At 33.7% G+C, this 16,440-nt stretch carries 16 protein-coding genes; 15 read left to right on the forward strand and 1 reads right to left on the reverse strand.

Annotation, left to right across the window (positions count from 1 at the left end; genetic code table 11):
• Positions 1–238 precede the first annotated feature (238 nt).
• The 13 genes from ACUXVC_RS09720 (at position 239) to ACUXVC_RS09780 (ending at position 13,989) form a co-directional block, all read left to right on the forward strand.
• Positions 239–1,240, forward strand: a complete 1,002-nt coding sequence (locus ACUXVC_RS09720) for an LCP family protein (RefSeq protein ID WP_002093954.1) — start codon at positions 239–241, stop codon at positions 1,238–1,240.
• Between the two features lie 577 nt (positions 1,241–1,817).
• The gene (locus tag ACUXVC_RS09725; RefSeq protein WP_000409482.1) at positions 1,818–2,639 is read left to right on the forward strand and encodes a peptidoglycan-N-acetylglucosamine deacetylase; all 822 of its coding nucleotides are present in this window, start codon (positions 1,818–1,820) and stop codon (positions 2,637–2,639) included.
• A gap of 14 nt (positions 2,640–2,653) precedes the next feature.
• Positions 2,654–3,310 carry a YkyA family protein gene (locus tag ACUXVC_RS09730; protein WP_089170829.1) on the forward strand — a complete coding sequence of 219 codons (657 nt, stop codon included), beginning with the start codon at positions 2,654–2,656 and terminating at the stop codon, positions 3,308–3,310.
• Between the two features lie 159 nt (positions 3,311–3,469).
• A complete protein-coding gene (locus tag ACUXVC_RS09735; RefSeq protein WP_000119510.1) occupies positions 3,470–4,150 on the forward strand; it encodes an MgtC/SapB family protein in 681 nt (226 codons plus the stop codon).
• A gap of 92 nt (positions 4,151–4,242) precedes the next feature.
• Positions 4,243–4,785, forward strand: a complete 543-nt coding sequence (locus tag ACUXVC_RS09740) for a GNAT family N-acetyltransferase (RefSeq protein ID WP_061661211.1) — start codon at positions 4,243–4,245, stop codon at positions 4,783–4,785.
• A gap of 315 nt (positions 4,786–5,100) precedes the next feature.
• A complete protein-coding gene (locus ACUXVC_RS09745; RefSeq protein WP_098127525.1) occupies positions 5,101–6,909 on the forward strand; it encodes an IucA/IucC family protein in 1,809 nt (602 codons plus the stop codon).
• A 60-nt stretch (positions 6,910–6,969) separates the two neighbouring features.
• Positions 6,970–8,808: an IucA/IucC family protein gene (locus ACUXVC_RS09750; protein ID WP_144465423.1), complete on the forward strand. Its 1,839-nt coding sequence runs from the start codon at positions 6,970–6,972 to the stop codon at positions 8,806–8,808.
• On the forward strand, positions 8,795–10,033 hold the full coding sequence (locus ACUXVC_RS09755) for an AMP-binding protein (RefSeq protein ID WP_098127526.1): 1,239 nt from the start codon (positions 8,795–8,797) through the stop codon (positions 10,031–10,033). The genes ACUXVC_RS09750 and ACUXVC_RS09755 overlap by 14 nt, the downstream gene beginning before the upstream one ends.
• Positions 10,030–10,305, forward strand: a complete 276-nt coding sequence (gene asbD, locus ACUXVC_RS09760) for a petrobactin biosynthesis protein AsbD (RefSeq protein WP_001250560.1) — start codon at positions 10,030–10,032, stop codon at positions 10,303–10,305. Before ACUXVC_RS09755 ends, asbD begins: the two co-directional genes overlap by 4 nt.
• 23 nt (positions 10,306–10,328) lie before the next feature.
• Positions 10,329–11,312, forward strand: coding sequence for a DUF6005 family protein (locus ACUXVC_RS09765; RefSeq protein WP_000200705.1), 984 nt, complete (start codon positions 10,329–10,331; stop codon positions 11,310–11,312).
• Positions 11,313–11,349: 37 nt separating this feature from the next.
• Positions 11,350–12,192: a sugar phosphate isomerase/epimerase family protein gene (locus tag ACUXVC_RS09770; protein ID WP_098976721.1), complete on the forward strand. Its 843-nt coding sequence runs from the start codon at positions 11,350–11,352 to the stop codon at positions 12,190–12,192.
• A gap of 124 nt (positions 12,193–12,316) precedes the next feature.
• Positions 12,317–12,523, forward strand: coding sequence for an alpha/beta-type small acid-soluble spore protein (locus tag ACUXVC_RS09775; RefSeq protein ID WP_000113545.1), 207 nt, complete (start codon positions 12,317–12,319; stop codon positions 12,521–12,523).
• Positions 12,524–12,759: 236 nt separating this feature from the next.
• On the forward strand, positions 12,760–13,989 hold the full coding sequence (locus ACUXVC_RS09780; protein WP_033667350.1) for an MFS transporter: 1,230 nt from the start codon (positions 12,760–12,762) through the stop codon (positions 13,987–13,989).
• Between the two features lie 53 nt (positions 13,990–14,042).
• On the opposite strand, the gene ACUXVC_RS09785 is transcribed toward ACUXVC_RS09780, so the two are convergent.
• Positions 14,043–14,657 carry a LysE/ArgO family amino acid transporter gene (locus tag ACUXVC_RS09785; protein ID WP_001287303.1) on the reverse strand — a complete coding sequence of 205 codons (615 nt, stop codon included), beginning with the start codon at positions 14,655–14,657 and terminating at the stop codon, positions 14,043–14,045.
• Positions 14,658–14,775: 118 nt separating this feature from the next.
• On the opposite strand from ACUXVC_RS09785, the gene ACUXVC_RS09790 reads away from it, so the two are divergent.
• Both ACUXVC_RS09790 and ACUXVC_RS09795 read left to right on the forward strand, forming a co-directional pair.
• Positions 14,776–16,218 carry an aminotransferase-like domain-containing protein gene (locus ACUXVC_RS09790; protein WP_144465424.1) on the forward strand — a complete coding sequence of 481 codons (1,443 nt, stop codon included), beginning with the start codon at positions 14,776–14,778 and terminating at the stop codon, positions 16,216–16,218.
• A gap of 12 nt (positions 16,219–16,230) precedes the next feature.
• Complete coding sequence (locus tag ACUXVC_RS09795) at positions 16,231–16,398, forward strand: DUF3933 family protein (protein WP_000816390.1); 168 nt, start codon at positions 16,231–16,233, stop codon at positions 16,396–16,398.
• Positions 16,399–16,440 lie beyond the last annotated feature (42 nt).

Here is a 16,440-nt window from a genome sequence, read left to right on the forward strand (position 1 = left end):
CTAATTTAAAATGAAAGAGTTAATGAATTTATAAATTTGCATGTTGCGAAGTGTTAAATTTTTGAAATTGGTAAATAGTGACTTGCCAAAAATAAGTACGAGAGTATAATGTGAAATGGAATACATATTGGGTTTAAGTAGTAACCTTACAAAATTGTAAGGTTAATGAAAGGAAATTCAATATGAAGATAAATAGACTTACATTATACTTGGTAAAGAGAAAGAGAGGCGAATGGGTATGAGCTCTGAATTAGAACAAAATACTAGAAGTAATAAAAAGCGTTCTAAAAGAAAGTCAATAAAATGGTTCATATTAATTCCATTTTTCCTACTTATTTTTGGAGGAGTAGGATATGGTTCGTTTATATATAATAAAGCAAAAGCTGTTGTAAATGATGCGTATGCGAAAATTGAAAAGTCATCAAAGCGTGATAAAGAAGTTGAACCTTTAAAGGATAATATTTCAATATTAATCATGGGTGTAGATGGAAGTGAAATGAGAAAAAGCCAATATGGCGAAGCAGTTCGAACAGATGCACTTTTATTAGCAACAATTAATAAAGATGATAAGTCTGTTAAGCTAGTAAGTATTCCACGTGATTCACGTGTTTATATTCCAACTAGAAAAAAATTAGATAAAATTACTCATGCTCACGTATTTGGTGGCGTAGAAAGCACACGCGATACAGTGGAAAGATTTTTAAATGTCCCTGTTGATTATTATGTGAAGTTTAACTTTGAATCATTCGTACAAATTGTCGATTCAATTGGTGGTATTGATATTGATGTACCAGTTACTTTCACTGAACAAGATAGTAAAGACCAAGCTGGTATGATCCATTTAGAAAAAGGTTACCAACATTTAAATGGAGAACAAGCACTTGCACTTGCAAGAACGCGTAAAATTGATAGTGACGCAATGCGTGGACAGAGACAGCAACTTGTAATAGAAGCAATTGCTAAAAAAGCAATGTCTGTTCAATCAATTAGCAAAATGGGCTCTTTACTAGATGCGGTTGATAAAAACATGAAAACGAACTTAACATTTGACGATATGCTTGCCATTACAAAAAATATGGCAGGATCTAATTTGGAAATGGAAAAAATGCAAATAGAAGGTACAGATAAACGTATCGGTGGTATTTATTATTACATTCCAAATGAAAAAAATGTAAAAGATATTTCAAAAAAATTAAATGATCATTTAGGTGTAACGCCAAAACCAGTTCGAAACGAATAATAAAAAAAGATTGGCTTTTGCCAATCTTTTTTTTGAAGTGGATTAGCAACTTTTTAATAACGTTTTTTTGTTGCGGAAAAATTATACTAAAATCATTTTAATTTATATAAACAAAAGGTGTAATTATACGATATACTAGAGGGGACTATTTGGAAATTAGCTCCTAAAGTTGAAGGGAAGGAAATTCAATTTATCACTATTTATAGAACAATTGAATTGGTGGAAATTGAAACAGGTTAAAGAAAGACTGTTCAAAATGCAATTACATATTCATACACAATGAAGCGATTAAGGTGAAAGACGAAGAGATAGTAATTGCGAAAGATCATGTATCATATATTGACCAGCTATTTTACCAGATTAATAATCAAACAATAGGTGCTTAGCTATCGTCAAAAAAAATGGTGGACCTTCATGGAGATACGTTTAGTCGTATAAACACATGGAACAATACTTTTGATAAAACTCCCATTATAATACAAAAAAATCTGTTTACATGGTGAAATAAAAATAAATAGATGTATAATTATATTGGGCGATTTATATATAAGATTAATAGGGAGAGGAATTCGATAGAATGGAAAAAGCTTTAAAAATTAAACAAATAGTAGTCGTTTTAATAGCGATTGCCGCAGTAGCTATTGGGTATTACATGTTTCAATCAATTACTTCACCAGCAAAAGCTGTTGCGAAACAAGAAAATGTAGTGCAGCTTGCAAGTGAACAGCCGAAAGTTGAAATGAATAAAACGGCACCAAGTCGTTTTAATGGAAAAGAAAGAAAAGTTGCTTATCTTACATTTGACGATGGGCCAGGGAAATATACGGCTGAATTATTAAATACGCTAAAACAACATGATGCGAAGGCGACGTTCTTTTTAATTGGAGCGAATGTCAAAGAATTTCCTGATTTAGTGAAACGTGAAAATGCTGAGGGTCATTATGTAGGCATGCATAGTATGACACATAATTTCGCAAAGTTATATAAAAATGGCGAGTATGTAAATGAGATGAAAGAAGATCAAGGTTTAATCGCTAATATTATTGGGAAATCACCTAAATTAACACGTCCTCCATATGGTTCGATGCCTGGATTGAATGAAGGTCTTCGAAATAAAGTGGTAGAAGGCGGATTTAAAGTATGGGATTGGACAATTGATTCATTAGATTGGAAATACAATAAAATGCCAGTTGATGCAGCTGCAGCACAAATTGCTCAAAACGTATTAACAAACGCAACAAAACCGCAGGAAGTAATTTTAATGCATGATATTCACCCGCAATCAGTTGCTGCTGTGCCAGCAATTTTAAAGGGGCTAAAAGAAAAGGGTTATGAGTTTGAAGCTTATCATGAAGAGAGTCACTTCCCAGTGAACTTCTGGCATGATAACCGTATGTAATGGAGGAATGAACGTTGAAGTATGGAAAAGTAGCAGTAGTTGGAGCATTATCAGTAGGACTTTTAACAGGTTGTTTCGGTGAAAAACCAGAAGAAAATTTATATACAGCTTTTGAAACAGCAGCAACACAAGAAAAATCTTTAGTGGATGAAGCAAAAAAATTAGAGCAGTTAGAGAAACAAGGGCAAGAATTATATGCTCAAATTTTGCAAGAAGGTAAAGATCATAATGAAGCAGTTGTGAAGAAAATAGAGCAAGCTACTGCAAATGTAGATGATCGTGAAAAAGTATTGAAAAGTGAAAAAGAAATGTTAGAAAAAGCACAGAAGGAAACGAAATCTGTTCAAAGTAATATAGAGAAGATTGAAGATAAGAAGTTACAAAAACAAGCAAAAGCAGTAGAAGAGTCGTATAAAAATCGTTATGATGCATTCAAAAAGATGCATGAAAATTACACGAAAGTGTTAGCGACTGAAAAAGAACTGTATGAAAAATTAAAAGTAAAAGAAACGAAATTAAAAGAAATCGGTGAAAAAGTTAAAACTGTTAATGAATTAAATGTGGAAGCACAAAAGTCGAAAGAGCAGTTTAACAAATTTACAAAAGAGTATAATGACAGTAAATTAGCATTCTACAAAGATGCAGAAATTAAGATTAAAGATCAGAAATAAAGAAGAATCTAAAGTGTAATAAAAAGCCGGAGAAACATCGTTATAAATGTTTTTTCGGTTTTTTACGTTAAATGAATAGAAAAGACTGGAATTGATATCATAAAAGAGTTATAGTGAGTTATTCTAAGGGAAACATTGTAAAGTAAGGAGAATGGAAATATGTCATATGAATTTTTACTCAAATTAGGTTTAGCACTCTTTTTAGGATTATTCATCGGGATAGATAGGCAGCTAAAGAATAAACCACTTGGTGTGAAAACAAGTATGGTTATTTCTGTAGCAAGTTGTTTAATTACGATGGTTTCAATTGAATCTGTGCATGTATATTCTGTTCCAGGACATACAAATATGGATCCGATGCGACTGGCCGCTCAAATTGTTAGTGGAATTGGTTTTCTTGGCGCAGGTGTCATTTTACGAAGAAGTAATGATGTTATTTCTGGATTAACAACAGCTTCTATGGTGTGGGCTGCTTCAGCTTTAGGGATCGCAATTGGTGCGGGATTTTATTTACAAGCGACAGTTGCTATGGTTTTAATTATTTTAGCGATTAATGTACTTCCGCAACTTGTGAAAATTGCAGGACCGTATTCATTAAGACAAAAGGATTTATCTATAAAAATTACTGTTAAAGAGCATCATGAGTTAGATGGTATATTTAAGCAAATTAAAAATTTAGGCATGCATGTGAAACGCGTGAAAATTAAAGATATAGATAGTGGAGCATTTCAGCAACTGGAGATGGTTATTTTAGCTCCAGAAGATTTATATACAACAGAGTTATATAGTTCCCTGAAAGAGATTGATCGAGTAGTTTCAGTTGAAGTGGAAAGTAGATAATTGTGATAAAAAAGAGTGAAGTGAATTCACTCTTTTTTATTTGGATTTTTAAGGAATGAAATTGATATAATGATGAGTAACAAGGGGGAGAAATGATGGGAATACATATTAGAAGAGCAATAAAGGATGATATACCAGGTATAGCGAAGGTGCATGTTGATAGTTGGAAAACAACGTATAAAGGGATATTTGCTGACGAAATTCTAGATAATGTAGCATATGAGAAACGAGAAAAACAATGGGAAGATATTTTTCAAAAAGAAGGTAATCATCAATTTAGATTTGTAGCAGAGAATTTAAATGGAGACATAGTTGGATTCGTCGATGGGGGAGTAGAAAGAACTGGTACATATAATTGTGATGGAGAATTATATGCAATCTACCTTTTACAAGAGTATCAAGGAATGAAAATAGGACAAAAGTTATTTCAAGCTTTATTATCGGATTGTATAAACAATGATATGCAATCACTTTTAGTTTGGGTTGTTACGAATAATCCTTCTAAAAAGTTTTATGAAAAATTTAACCCTGAAAAAATTGATACGAAATTTTTAGAGAGAGTAAGGGTAGAAGAAACAGCGTATTGTTGGAGAGATTTGAATTTGTTATACAAAAAGTTATATAGATTTGCTTAAATAATATTATTATGTAAACTTTATGTTTGAAAGAGGTATACCAATTAAGGTATACCTCTTTTGTTTAACCATTTTGGATAGATTACTAATGAAAAATAGTAAGTATGTAGTATGAAACTGAGTATTTTTTTCGTGTATTTTTAACTAGATTAAAGAAAAGAGAGAAAACAAGAAAAATTAAATCAGATAAAAAAATTCTGAAATATACTCTTGAATTGAATATCATTATCAATTAGAATCGTAATTGATAACGACATTCAATTATCGTTTATTATATAAAATTTCGATAGCTTTAATATAAAGAGGAGGACCAACATGCAGCATGCGAAACAAATCGCAGAACATGCAACATTACAAAGCTTTTTAAACTGTTATTTAAGAGAAACAGGGAGTGGAGAATGGATTACAGAGGATGAAAGAATGAAGATTATCTTCAGTAATACGTTGAATAGAGATACAGTCCCCACATATTTATGTTGTCGGCTATCGGCACAGAACGTTACTTTGTATGGAGAAGTTATATATAAATCATCAACAGATCGTCATTTGTTTGGAGAACAATTTTATTATCAAATTGGAGATAGTAATTCTGTTATTAAAGCAGATTACGTTACAGTTATTACATTTTTAATAAAAGAGATGTCTATCAACTACGGAGAAGGGACGAATCCTGCGGAACTTATGCTTCGAGTTATCCATAGTTGTCAAAATATTGAGGAATTTACAAAAGAGAGAATAGAAGATACGTCCGCATTATACGGTTTCCATACAACTTTTATAGAAGCGGAGCAGTCTTTATTATTTGGGCATTTAACTCATCCTACACCAAAGAGTAGACAGGGGATATTGGATTGGAAAAATGCAATGTATTCTCCAGAATTAAAAGGAGAATGTCAGCTTCATTATTTTCGGGCCCATAAAAGTATAGTAAATGAAAAATCATTATTATCAGATTCTACAACAACGATTATAAAAGAAGAATTAAGTAATGATGAGATGGTTAGTAAGGAATTTATAGAGAAGTACTGTAAGGAAGATCAATATGCATTAATTCCAATTCATCCGCTTCAGTCAGAATGGCTCTTGCATCAAACTTACGTACAAGATTGGATAGTTCAAGAATTGCTTGAGTATATTGGACCTGTAGGTAAGTATTATATGGCAACATCATCACTAAGGACACTGTATCATCCCGATTCGAAGTATATGCTTAAGTTTTCATTTCCGGTGAAAGTAACGAATTCAATGCGTATTAATAAACTGAAAGAACTTGAGAGTGGTCTTGAAGGGAAGGAAATGTTAAAGACGGCTATTGGTGAAGTACGAGAAAGATTTCCAGGCTTTGATTTTATTTGTGATCCAGCCTATATTACATTAAATTATGGAACACAAGAATCTGGATTTGAAGTGATTATTCGCGAGAACCCTTTTTATAGTGAACATGCAAACGACGCAACATTAATTGCTGGGCTAGTTCAAGACGCTATACCTGGGGAGCGTACGCGGTTATCGAATATTATTCATCGCCTAGCAGATTTAGAAAGTAAAAGCTGTGAAGAAGTAAGCTTAGAGTGGTTTAGACGATATATGAATATTTCTTTAAAGCCAATGGTATGGATGTATTTACAGTATGGTGTTGCATTAGAAGCTCATCAGCAAAATAGCGTTGTTCAACTAAAAGATGGTTATCCGGTCAAATATTATTTCCGTGATAATCAAGGATTTTATTTCTGTAATTCAATGAAAGAGATGCTTAATAATGAATTAGTTGGTATTGGAGAACGTACTGGAAATTTATATGACGACTATATTGTGGATGAGAGATTTCGTTACTACTTAATTTTCAATCATATGTTTGGCCTCATTAATGGTTTTGGCACAGCAGGATTAATTAAGGAGGAAATTCTTCTCTTGGAATTAAGGTCTGTACTTGAATCATTCCTTCCGTATAACCGGGAACCTTCAACATTTTTAAGAGAATTATTGGACGAAGATAAGTTAGCGTGTAAAGCAAATTTACTAACGAGATTTTTCGATGTCGATGAGTTAAGTAATCCATTAGAGCAAGCAATTTATGTGCAAGTACATAATCCGCTCGTTAGAGAAGTGATTGTTCGTTCATAAATAGCGTTAAAATTTCACGTAATACAAATAATGGTATTTTGTCATAAGGTGGAGGGTTTTATGAGAGTGGACATGTATCATACGAAAGTATTGAAGGCGCTCGAATCAGAAGATTACATTTCAGTACGAAGAAGAGTGCTACGTCAATTAGTAGAATCGTTAATTTATGAGGGGATTATTACACCGGTTCGCATAGAAAAAGAAGAACAAATTCTTTTTATAATACAAGGACTTGATGAAGAAGACAAAAGTGTCACGTACAAATGCTATGGCAGGGAACGGATGACATTTGGACGTATTTCGTTAGACTCATTAATAGTAAGAGTCCAAGATGAACAGCAAGAAATACAATCTGTCTCGCAATTTCTAGAAGAAGTTTTTCGGGTTGCTAGTATAGAACAAGCTAAATTAGATTCTTTTATGCACGAATTAGAACAAACAATATTTAAAGACACGATTGCACAATATGAAAGAAATAATAAGAAAGAATATACTCAAAAATCTTACGATGAGTTTGAAAGCCATTTAATAGACGGCCATCCATATCACCCTAGTTATAAAGCACGTGTTGGATTTCAATATCGTGACAATTTTCAATATGGATATGAATTTATGCAGCCAATAAAACTCATATGGATTGCAGCGCATAAGAATTATGCGACTGTAGGTTATGAGAATGAAGTGATGTATAACGACCTTTTAAAAGAGGAGATTGGCGATCGTAAATTAGAAGAGTTTATGGAACGAATTCGTAATAGGGGATGTTATCCAAAACAGTACGTGTTTATACCTGTTCACCCATGGCAGTGGGAGAATTTCATCATTTCAAATTATGGGGATCATATACAGGGTAATTTTATTATTTATTTAGGAACATCAGAGGACGATTATTGCGCGCAACAGTCAATGAGAACGTTAAGAAATATTACGAGTCCAAAGAAACCGTACGTTAAATTATCGATGAATTTACTCAACACTTCAACACTCCGTACACTGAAACCATACTCTGTTGTGAGTGCACCAGCAATATCAAATTGGTTAAATGATGTTGTAAGTAATGACGCTTATTTAATGGATGAAGCACGTTTAATCTTGTTAAGCGAGTTTTCAAGTGTAACTTATGACACGAATAAGAAAGCTATATATGGTTCATTAGGATGTATTTGGCGCGAAAGCATTCATAAGTATTTAGATGCACAAGAGGATGCAATTCCTTTTAATGGTTTATACGCTAAAGAGAAAGGTGGTACACCAATTATTGATGCGTGGTTGAACAAATATGGAATGAAGGATTGGCTACAATTACTTATTCAAAAAGCGATAATACCAGTTATACATCTTGTTGTAGAGCATGGTATCGCAATGGAATCACATGGACAAAATATGATTCTAGTCCATAAAGAAGGGGTGCCTGTTCGTATTGCGTTAAAGGATTTTCATGAAGGGCTTGAGTTTTATCGTCCATATTTGAAAGAAGTTGACAAATGTCCCGACTTTACTAAAATGCATAAAACATATGCGAATGGAAAAATGAATGATTTCTTTGAAATGGATCGCATCGAATGTTTGCAAGAGATGGTGTTAGATGCACTTTTCCTGTTTAATTTAGGAGAATTAGCATTCGTACTTGCGGATGAGTATGGATTGAAAGAAGAACATTTTTGGATGATGGTTGTTGAAGAAATTGAAGATCATTTAAGAATATATCCACATTTGAAAGGTAGATTTGAAAATATTCAATTATATGCACCTACATTCTATGCTGAACAATTAACGAAACGTCGATTATATATGGATGTGGAATCGCTTGTTCATGAAGTTCCAAATCCATTGTATAGAGTAAGACAACTTATGAAACAAAAATCAGTTGTTACAGGAGGAAATTATGCTAATTGTTAATAAACAAGAGTATAGCAAAAGTGATTTTGAATTGAGATTACAAGTTTATGAGGAAATGGAACAATTTCAAAAAGCAGAAGGAAATAGATTTGCACTTTGTCTGAAAGATCCATTCGATATTATTACGCTTGTGTTTTTCTTAAAAGAAAAGAAATCATCAGTATTACTTATACATGAAGATACGCCAAAAGAAACGGCTATTGAAATGGCAAAGCGTGCAAATTGTGTAGGGATTTTATATGGAGAATATGGCGATTTTACAAAATTAGAAGTAGGGAACTTTTTACTAGAAGAGCCTTCTTTATTGCAATATAGTTCGGGAACTACGGGAGAACCGAAACTGATTCGTAGAGCATGGATGGAAGTTGATACAGAAATTACTGCCTATAATGAAGCTTTAAACTGTGAAGTAGATGAAGTGCCAATCGTTATGGCTCCTGTTTCACATTCATACGGACTAATATGTGGTACGTTATCCGCAATTACGAGGGGGAGCAAACCTGTAATTATTACGAACAAAAATCCTAAATTCGCATTAAATATAGTTCGCAATACAGAAAAACATATCATATATGCAGTACCACTTATGTTACACATTATGGGGAGTTTTCCATTAGGAACGTTCCAGTTTCATAAAATTATGACATCAGGATCGCCTTTGCCAGAAGCACTATTTTATAAACTAAAAGAAATGACAACATATATGATGCAGCAATACGGTTGTTCTGAAGCAGGTTGTATTAGTATATGTCATGATATGAAGAGCCATTTAGATTTAGGAAACCCTCTATCTCATGCGAGTATAAGCATAGGTTCAGATGAAAATGCACCGGAAGAAATCGTCGTGAAAATGAATGATAAGGAAATTTTCACGAAAGATTTAGGGTATAAATCTGAGCGTGGCATTCATTTTATGGGGCGTATGGACGATGTAATTAATGTTTCAGGATTAAAAGTCTTTCCTATAGAGGTAGAAGAAACGATGCTTCAATTGGAAGGTGTGCAAGAGGCAATTGTATATCGAGGGAAACATCCTGTGATGGGCGAAATAGTTAAAGCGAAAGTGATCTCTCATGTTGATCCAGTGAAAATAAGAGAATGGTGTATTCAGCACTTACCTTCTTATAAAGTTCCGTATGAAATTGAAAGTGTAAATGAAATTCCTAAAAATAAAACTGGAAAAGTAAGTAGAAAGTTACTAGAGATGGGAGAGGTTACAACATGAGACGGGAAGCGTTAAAGAATGCCGTGTTAAAAATTATGATAGAAAAAATGGAACTGAAAAATGTAACGCATTTAGAAGAAACGATGCGCTTAAATCAAGATTTATATATAGATTCGGTAATGATGTTACAGCTTATTGTATACATAGAAATGGATGTAAAGCTATGCGTTCCAGAGGATGAGGTAGACCCAAAGGCATTTCTTACTGTAGGATCTTTGCTTGATTTTATGGAAGAGTTAGAGCCGTTACAGGAAGTAAATGTGAATAACTAACCTTTAGGAAAGGGGATGAGAGTATGACTTCAATTAAAGTGCACTGTTTAGTGAGTTGTTTTTGTGAAATTATAAAAAGGCGTAGCGACATTGATTTTCGTCCATTTTATTTTGGACTATGGGATGGAGATTTTGATATAACAGAAGGCGGAATTATTTCATATCACTCTGAAAACATTAACCATGATCATTATTTACTTTGGTTTGAAAAATTGTACGGTATTAAAGTAAACGAATGGTATGATCATGCAAAAGATAAAGATAGCAATGTAGAAACGTTTTTAGAATTAGTAGAAAACAAGCCGGAAAATCGTTATGTCATTGTAATGGTTGATATGTCTCTATTACCAGAGAGGGAAAATAAATTTCATCAAAAACCGTTTCCACATTATTTAATGATATCAAAAACAGAGAAAGAAGAAGAATGGTTCATGCTAGATCCTGATTTTCGTTGGGAAGGAAATATGGAAAGAGAAAAAGTACTTCACTCTATTCAAGATAACCCATTTGGTGGAGGTTATTTCATTGATATAGAAGGAATTGGAGAGCCAACGCAAGAAACAGTAGCTAGTTATTTCACAGAAACATTCAAAAAGAACGACAATGAACTGACTATGGAACTGAAAAATTTAATTGTAAAAATGGCAAATGAGGAAGAAGGATATGCGCTTTCTGGACTTGTAGCAGCAGTAAAACAAATACCAGTACTTGCAATTCGTAAATATAGTTATGAGCATGCCTTTGCATACTTCCGTGAAACGTTGCAATATTCGGAGCAAGAATTTGATTATTGGTGTGATCGAGTAGAGGATATTGTACAAGGATTTACAAATGTACAGTATCGTGCAATTAAAATGGCAATGACGAATAATAAAGGTATGCTAGTATCGATTATTGAAAAACTGGATGAAATGAATGCAATTGAACTGCAAATTAAGAAGGAATTAGAGAGACAGTTTCTATCATGGAAAGGTATGAAAACAAATCAATCTGTCGCAACTCTTTAATAAGCTAACTGAATTTAAGATAGGAGAGTTTAATGCTATGAAATATTCGCTATGTACCATTTCATTTCGTCATCAATTAATTTCATTTACTGATATTGTTCAATTTGCATATGAAAACGGTTTTGAAGGAATTGAATTATGGGGGACGCATGCACAAAATTTGTACATGCAAGAACGTGAAACGACAGAACGAGAATTGAATTTTCTAAAGGATAAAAACTTAGAAATTACGATGATAAGTGATTACTTAGATATATCATTATCAGCAGATTTTGAAAAAACGATAGAGAAAAGTGAACAACTTGTAGTACTAGCTAATTGGTTTAATACGAATAAAATTCGCACGTTTGCTGGGCAAAAAGGGAGCAAGGACTTCTCGGAACAAGAGAGAAAAGAGTATGTGAAGCGAATACGTAAGATTTGTGATGTGTTTGCTCAGAACAATATGTATGTGCTGTTAGAAACACATCCCAATACACTAACGGACACATTGCCTTCTACTATAGAGTTATTAGAAGAAGTAAACCATCCGAATTTAAAAATAAATCTTGATTTTCTTCATATATGGGAGTCTGGCGCAGATCCAATAGACAGTTTCCATCGATTAAAGCCGTGGATACTACATTACCATTTTAAGAATATATCTTCAGCGGATTATTTGCATGTGTTTGAACCTAATAATGTATATGCTGCAGCAGGAAGTCGTATTGGTATGGTTCCGTTATTTGAAGGTATTGTAAATTATGATGAGATTATTCAGAAAGTGAGAGGTACGGATCTTTTTGCTTCCTTAGAATGGTTTGGACATAATGCAAAAGAGATATTAAAAGAAGAAATGAAAGTATTAATAAATAGAAAATTAGAAGTAGTAACTTCGTAATGTGAAATGATGTGAGAGTCTCGTTTTAGAGGCTCTTTTTTTATGGTAAAAAATAACCAAAAATTTCCATGTATTTTAATTTGAATTTAACACAATTTATATATAAATAAGGAGGTGATTGGTAATGGCTAGAAATCGTAATTCTAATCAATTAGCATCACATGGAGCACAAGCAGCTTTAGATCAAATGAAATATGAAATTGCACAAGAGTTTGGTGTACAACTTGGCGCTGATACTTCTTCACGTGCAAACGGTTCTGTAGGCGGTGAAATTACAAAACGCCTTGTAGCGATGGCAGAACAACAACTTGGTGGCGGATATACTCGCTAATTGTAGAAGGTTATAGGAGAAAGGAAGGATTCTTCCTTTCTTTTTTTTTCAATTAATTGGTATGGATATATTGTGAACTGGATTCAAAGAATAGGAATAATACTATAATTTCCCCAATTTCTTTTGTTGTGAATGGGAAGTAGTAAAGATGTAATAGCCCTGGTGGAATGAAAAGTTACGTTCCAGCGGGGCTATTATATGGTAAGAAATATATGATGAAAGGTTTCGAAGCCAACATGTTAAAAAAAGAAAACTGTTGTTTAATTGCGCTTGCATCAGTTCCACTTGTTATGACATTAGGGAATTCAATGCTCATCCCAATCTTGCCGACTATTGAAAAGAAATTACATATTTCATCGTTTCAAGTATCCATGATTATTACAATTTACTCTATCGTAGCCATTCTACTTATACCGATTGCTGGTTATTTATCAGATAGATGGGGACGAAAGATGGTAATGGTTCCGAGTTTGCTGATTGCAGCTATAGGAGGAGCGATAACTGGTTGGGTATCTTGGAAAGTTGATAATCCCTACAATTGGATATTGATTGGTAGAGCGATTCAAGGTATTGGTGCTGCTGGTGCAATGCCAGTTGTTATACCGTGTGTTGGTGATTTATACAAAGACGAAAAACAAGTTAGTACAGGTTTAGGAATCATAGAAACATCTAATACATTTGGGAAAGTGCTGAGCCCTATTTTAGGGTCTGCTCTTGCTGCCGTTGTATGGTTCTTACCATTTTGGGCGATTCCAATTTTATGCGTAGTATCAATTGTTTTATTACTTGTTCTAGTAAAGGCAAAGAAACAAGAAGGAGAAGTACCACCACTTAAAGAGTTTATAAAATCTATTCTGTCTACGTTTCGAGAAAAAGGAAGATGGTTAATTGCCATTTTTGCATTAGGTGCAATTATTATGCTTATTTTATTCGGAATTCTCTTTTATTTGTCGACTATACTGGAATCAAAGTATGACATTCATGGTATATGGAAAGGGTGTGTGCTTGCTATCCCGTTACTTGTACTGTCACTTAGTTCCTATATGGCCGGTAAAAAAATTGGAGATAATCAAAATGTTATGAAGAAGTGTATTTATATTGGTTTTTTAATGGCAGCTGCATCAGTCATCATTCCTTTATTTATAAAAGGGATTTATTTACTACTTCTTTGTCTCGTTATTATGGGGATAGGGATTGGTATGGCACTCCCATGTTTAGATGCCCTCATTACACAAGGAATTGAAAAGGAGCAAAGGGGAACAGTTACGTCATTTTACAGTTCAATGCGATTTATCGGTGTAGCAGCTGGACCACCTTTATATTCTTTTTTCATGAAAGGGGCGGACCATGAAGTGTTTTATTTGACTAGTATTTTCGCTGCCATTGGTGCTGTTATAGCAATCATTTGGATTAAACCAGCAAAAGATGCAAAGGCGGTAAAACAGAAACCGGAACCTACTTCATAATTTGTAAGAGAATTGCATGATGTTTTGAGTAACATGCAATTCTCTTTCGTTCATTAAGAATAAATAACTTGTTTTAACATATAAAGTGCGACACCCCATATGATGAGACCAGAAAATTTATTTAATAATAAAATTGTCTTTCCGGTTGAGTCTAGTCTTTTTAGAAATTTCCCCGCTAAAGCTAAGCTTATAAACCAAATCCAAGAAACGATAATAGTTGCAAGTGTGAAAGCCCATTTTTCACTTCCTATGTATTGAATAGAATTTGTTCCAATTACACCGATTGTGTCTAAAATAGCATGTGGATTTAATAACGAAACTGATGCTGCGAAAAGGATTTGCTTTTTTAAGGGCATACTTTTTTCTTGTTTTACATCGTTGGAAGGGTTACTTCTCCAAATAACAAAGCCCATATATAGGAGAAAGAAAAATCCAATTATATATAACGAGTTAGTTAGCCAAGAAAAAGTAAGGAGTACAAGGGAGACACCTTGCACCGCAATCAATATGAGTAACGTATCACATATAGAGGCAGTTAATACTACAGGGGCTGCCCTCCAAATGTTTGGTTGGCTAGCGCCTTGGTTAAAGACAAAAACATTTTGTACACCTAATGGAATGATAAGTCCAAATGCAAGAATGATACCATGAATAATTGCTTCACTCATTATATTACCTCCTATTTTAATTCATTATGATAGTGTATATTGTATAGAAGAAATGAAAATTTGTATCCATCCATATGGTTGGGGAGTTTACCAACCAAAAAGAATATAAGGTGATATGATGGAAAGATTCGTTTGGAAACCGGATATGTCTCTAGCGACGCCGCTGTATAAACAAATAGAAACGTATATAAAAGAAAGGATCGTTAATGGAGAATGGACCGTTGGAACGAAATTACCTTCACAAAGAGATTTGGCCCATACATTTGGTGTGAATCGAAGCACAATTGTAATGGCTTTCGATGAACTAGTTGCGAAGGGATATATTGAAGGGAATGGCAGGAAAGGAACAATTGTTGTAAATAATAATGAGAATGCTTCAACTTACGCATCCCCGCCTAATTGGCAGTCTTATGTAGAAACAGGAGTTCATTATCCGAATCTCCCAGCTATTCAAGAGATTAATCAAGCTGAATTTTATCCACATGTAATTCGGTTAGGAACAGGTGAGCTCGCGCCGAGTCTCTTACCTGAGAAAAAGATGAAAGAAATTATGAATAAGCTTTTAAAGTCAAATGTGACGCTTGGGTATGAAGAGCCGAAAGGAAATCTGTATTTAAGGGAAAAGATTTCCGAATACTTAAAGGAGCATGGCGTATATGTATCTCCTGCCTCTATATTAATTGTTTCAGGAGCAATTCAAGCGTTGCAACTTATTTCTATGGGGCTTCTTTCGAAAGGGGCATCAATCTTATTAGAGAAACCATCCTATTTATATTCGCTTAATGTTTTTCAATCAGCAGGAGTACGTTTAATTGGAATCCCAATGGATGAGAGCGGGTTACATACATCATATATTAAGAAATATAAGAAGCAGTTCAATGCCTCTATTTTATATACAATCCCGTCTTTTCATAATCCGACGAATTTTAGTATGAATACTAAGAAGCGAAAAGAAATAATGGAAGTATGTAATGAAATTGGATTACCTATTATAGAGGACGCAGTGTATCAAGACTTATGGTTTGATGTACCTAGTTCGAAACCTTTAAAAGCCTATGATAAAAATGGAATTGTACTACATATTGGAAGCATGTCCAAAGTAATTAGTCCAGGTTTAAGAATTGGATGGATTGTTGGACCCGAGCCAGTAATTCAAAGATTGTCAGACATAAAAATGCAAACAGATTATGGTTCAAGCACTATATCTCAGCAAATTGCAGCAGAGTGGTTTACAAATGGTCTATATGATGAGCATTTGCGATTTGTAAGAAGTGAATTGAAAAAACGAAGAGATTTTATGTTACTAATGTTAGATAAATATCTTCATGAAATAGCAACTTGGCATGAACCAACAGGCGGGTTTTATATATGGGTACATATAAAAGTACCCATTTCATATCGCAGTTTATTTGATAAAGCTCTGCAAGAAAAGGTTTTATTAAACCCAGGTACTTTATATGATAGAAGTGCAAATCAATTTTTGCGCCTATCGTATTCATACGCAACGTTAGAAGAAATTGAAATAGGTATAAAAAAACTTGCACAACTAATGAAAAAGTAAGAGGAGAAAGTAATGAAACAATATGTAATTTGCCAAATGATCAATGGAGAAAAATATTTAGCTGCTTATGCGGAGACGCAGCAAGAAGCAATTGAAAAAGCAGAACTGTTAGGATTAAGAACGGGAAATCGTTACATAGTTATTACTGCAGAAGAAGCCGAAGGGTTATCGTACCCTTAAACAATGTACGAGATTGTATAGGAAGTAAATAAGCCTAGTAAT

Source organism: Bacillus sp. N6, assembly GCF_052805735.1.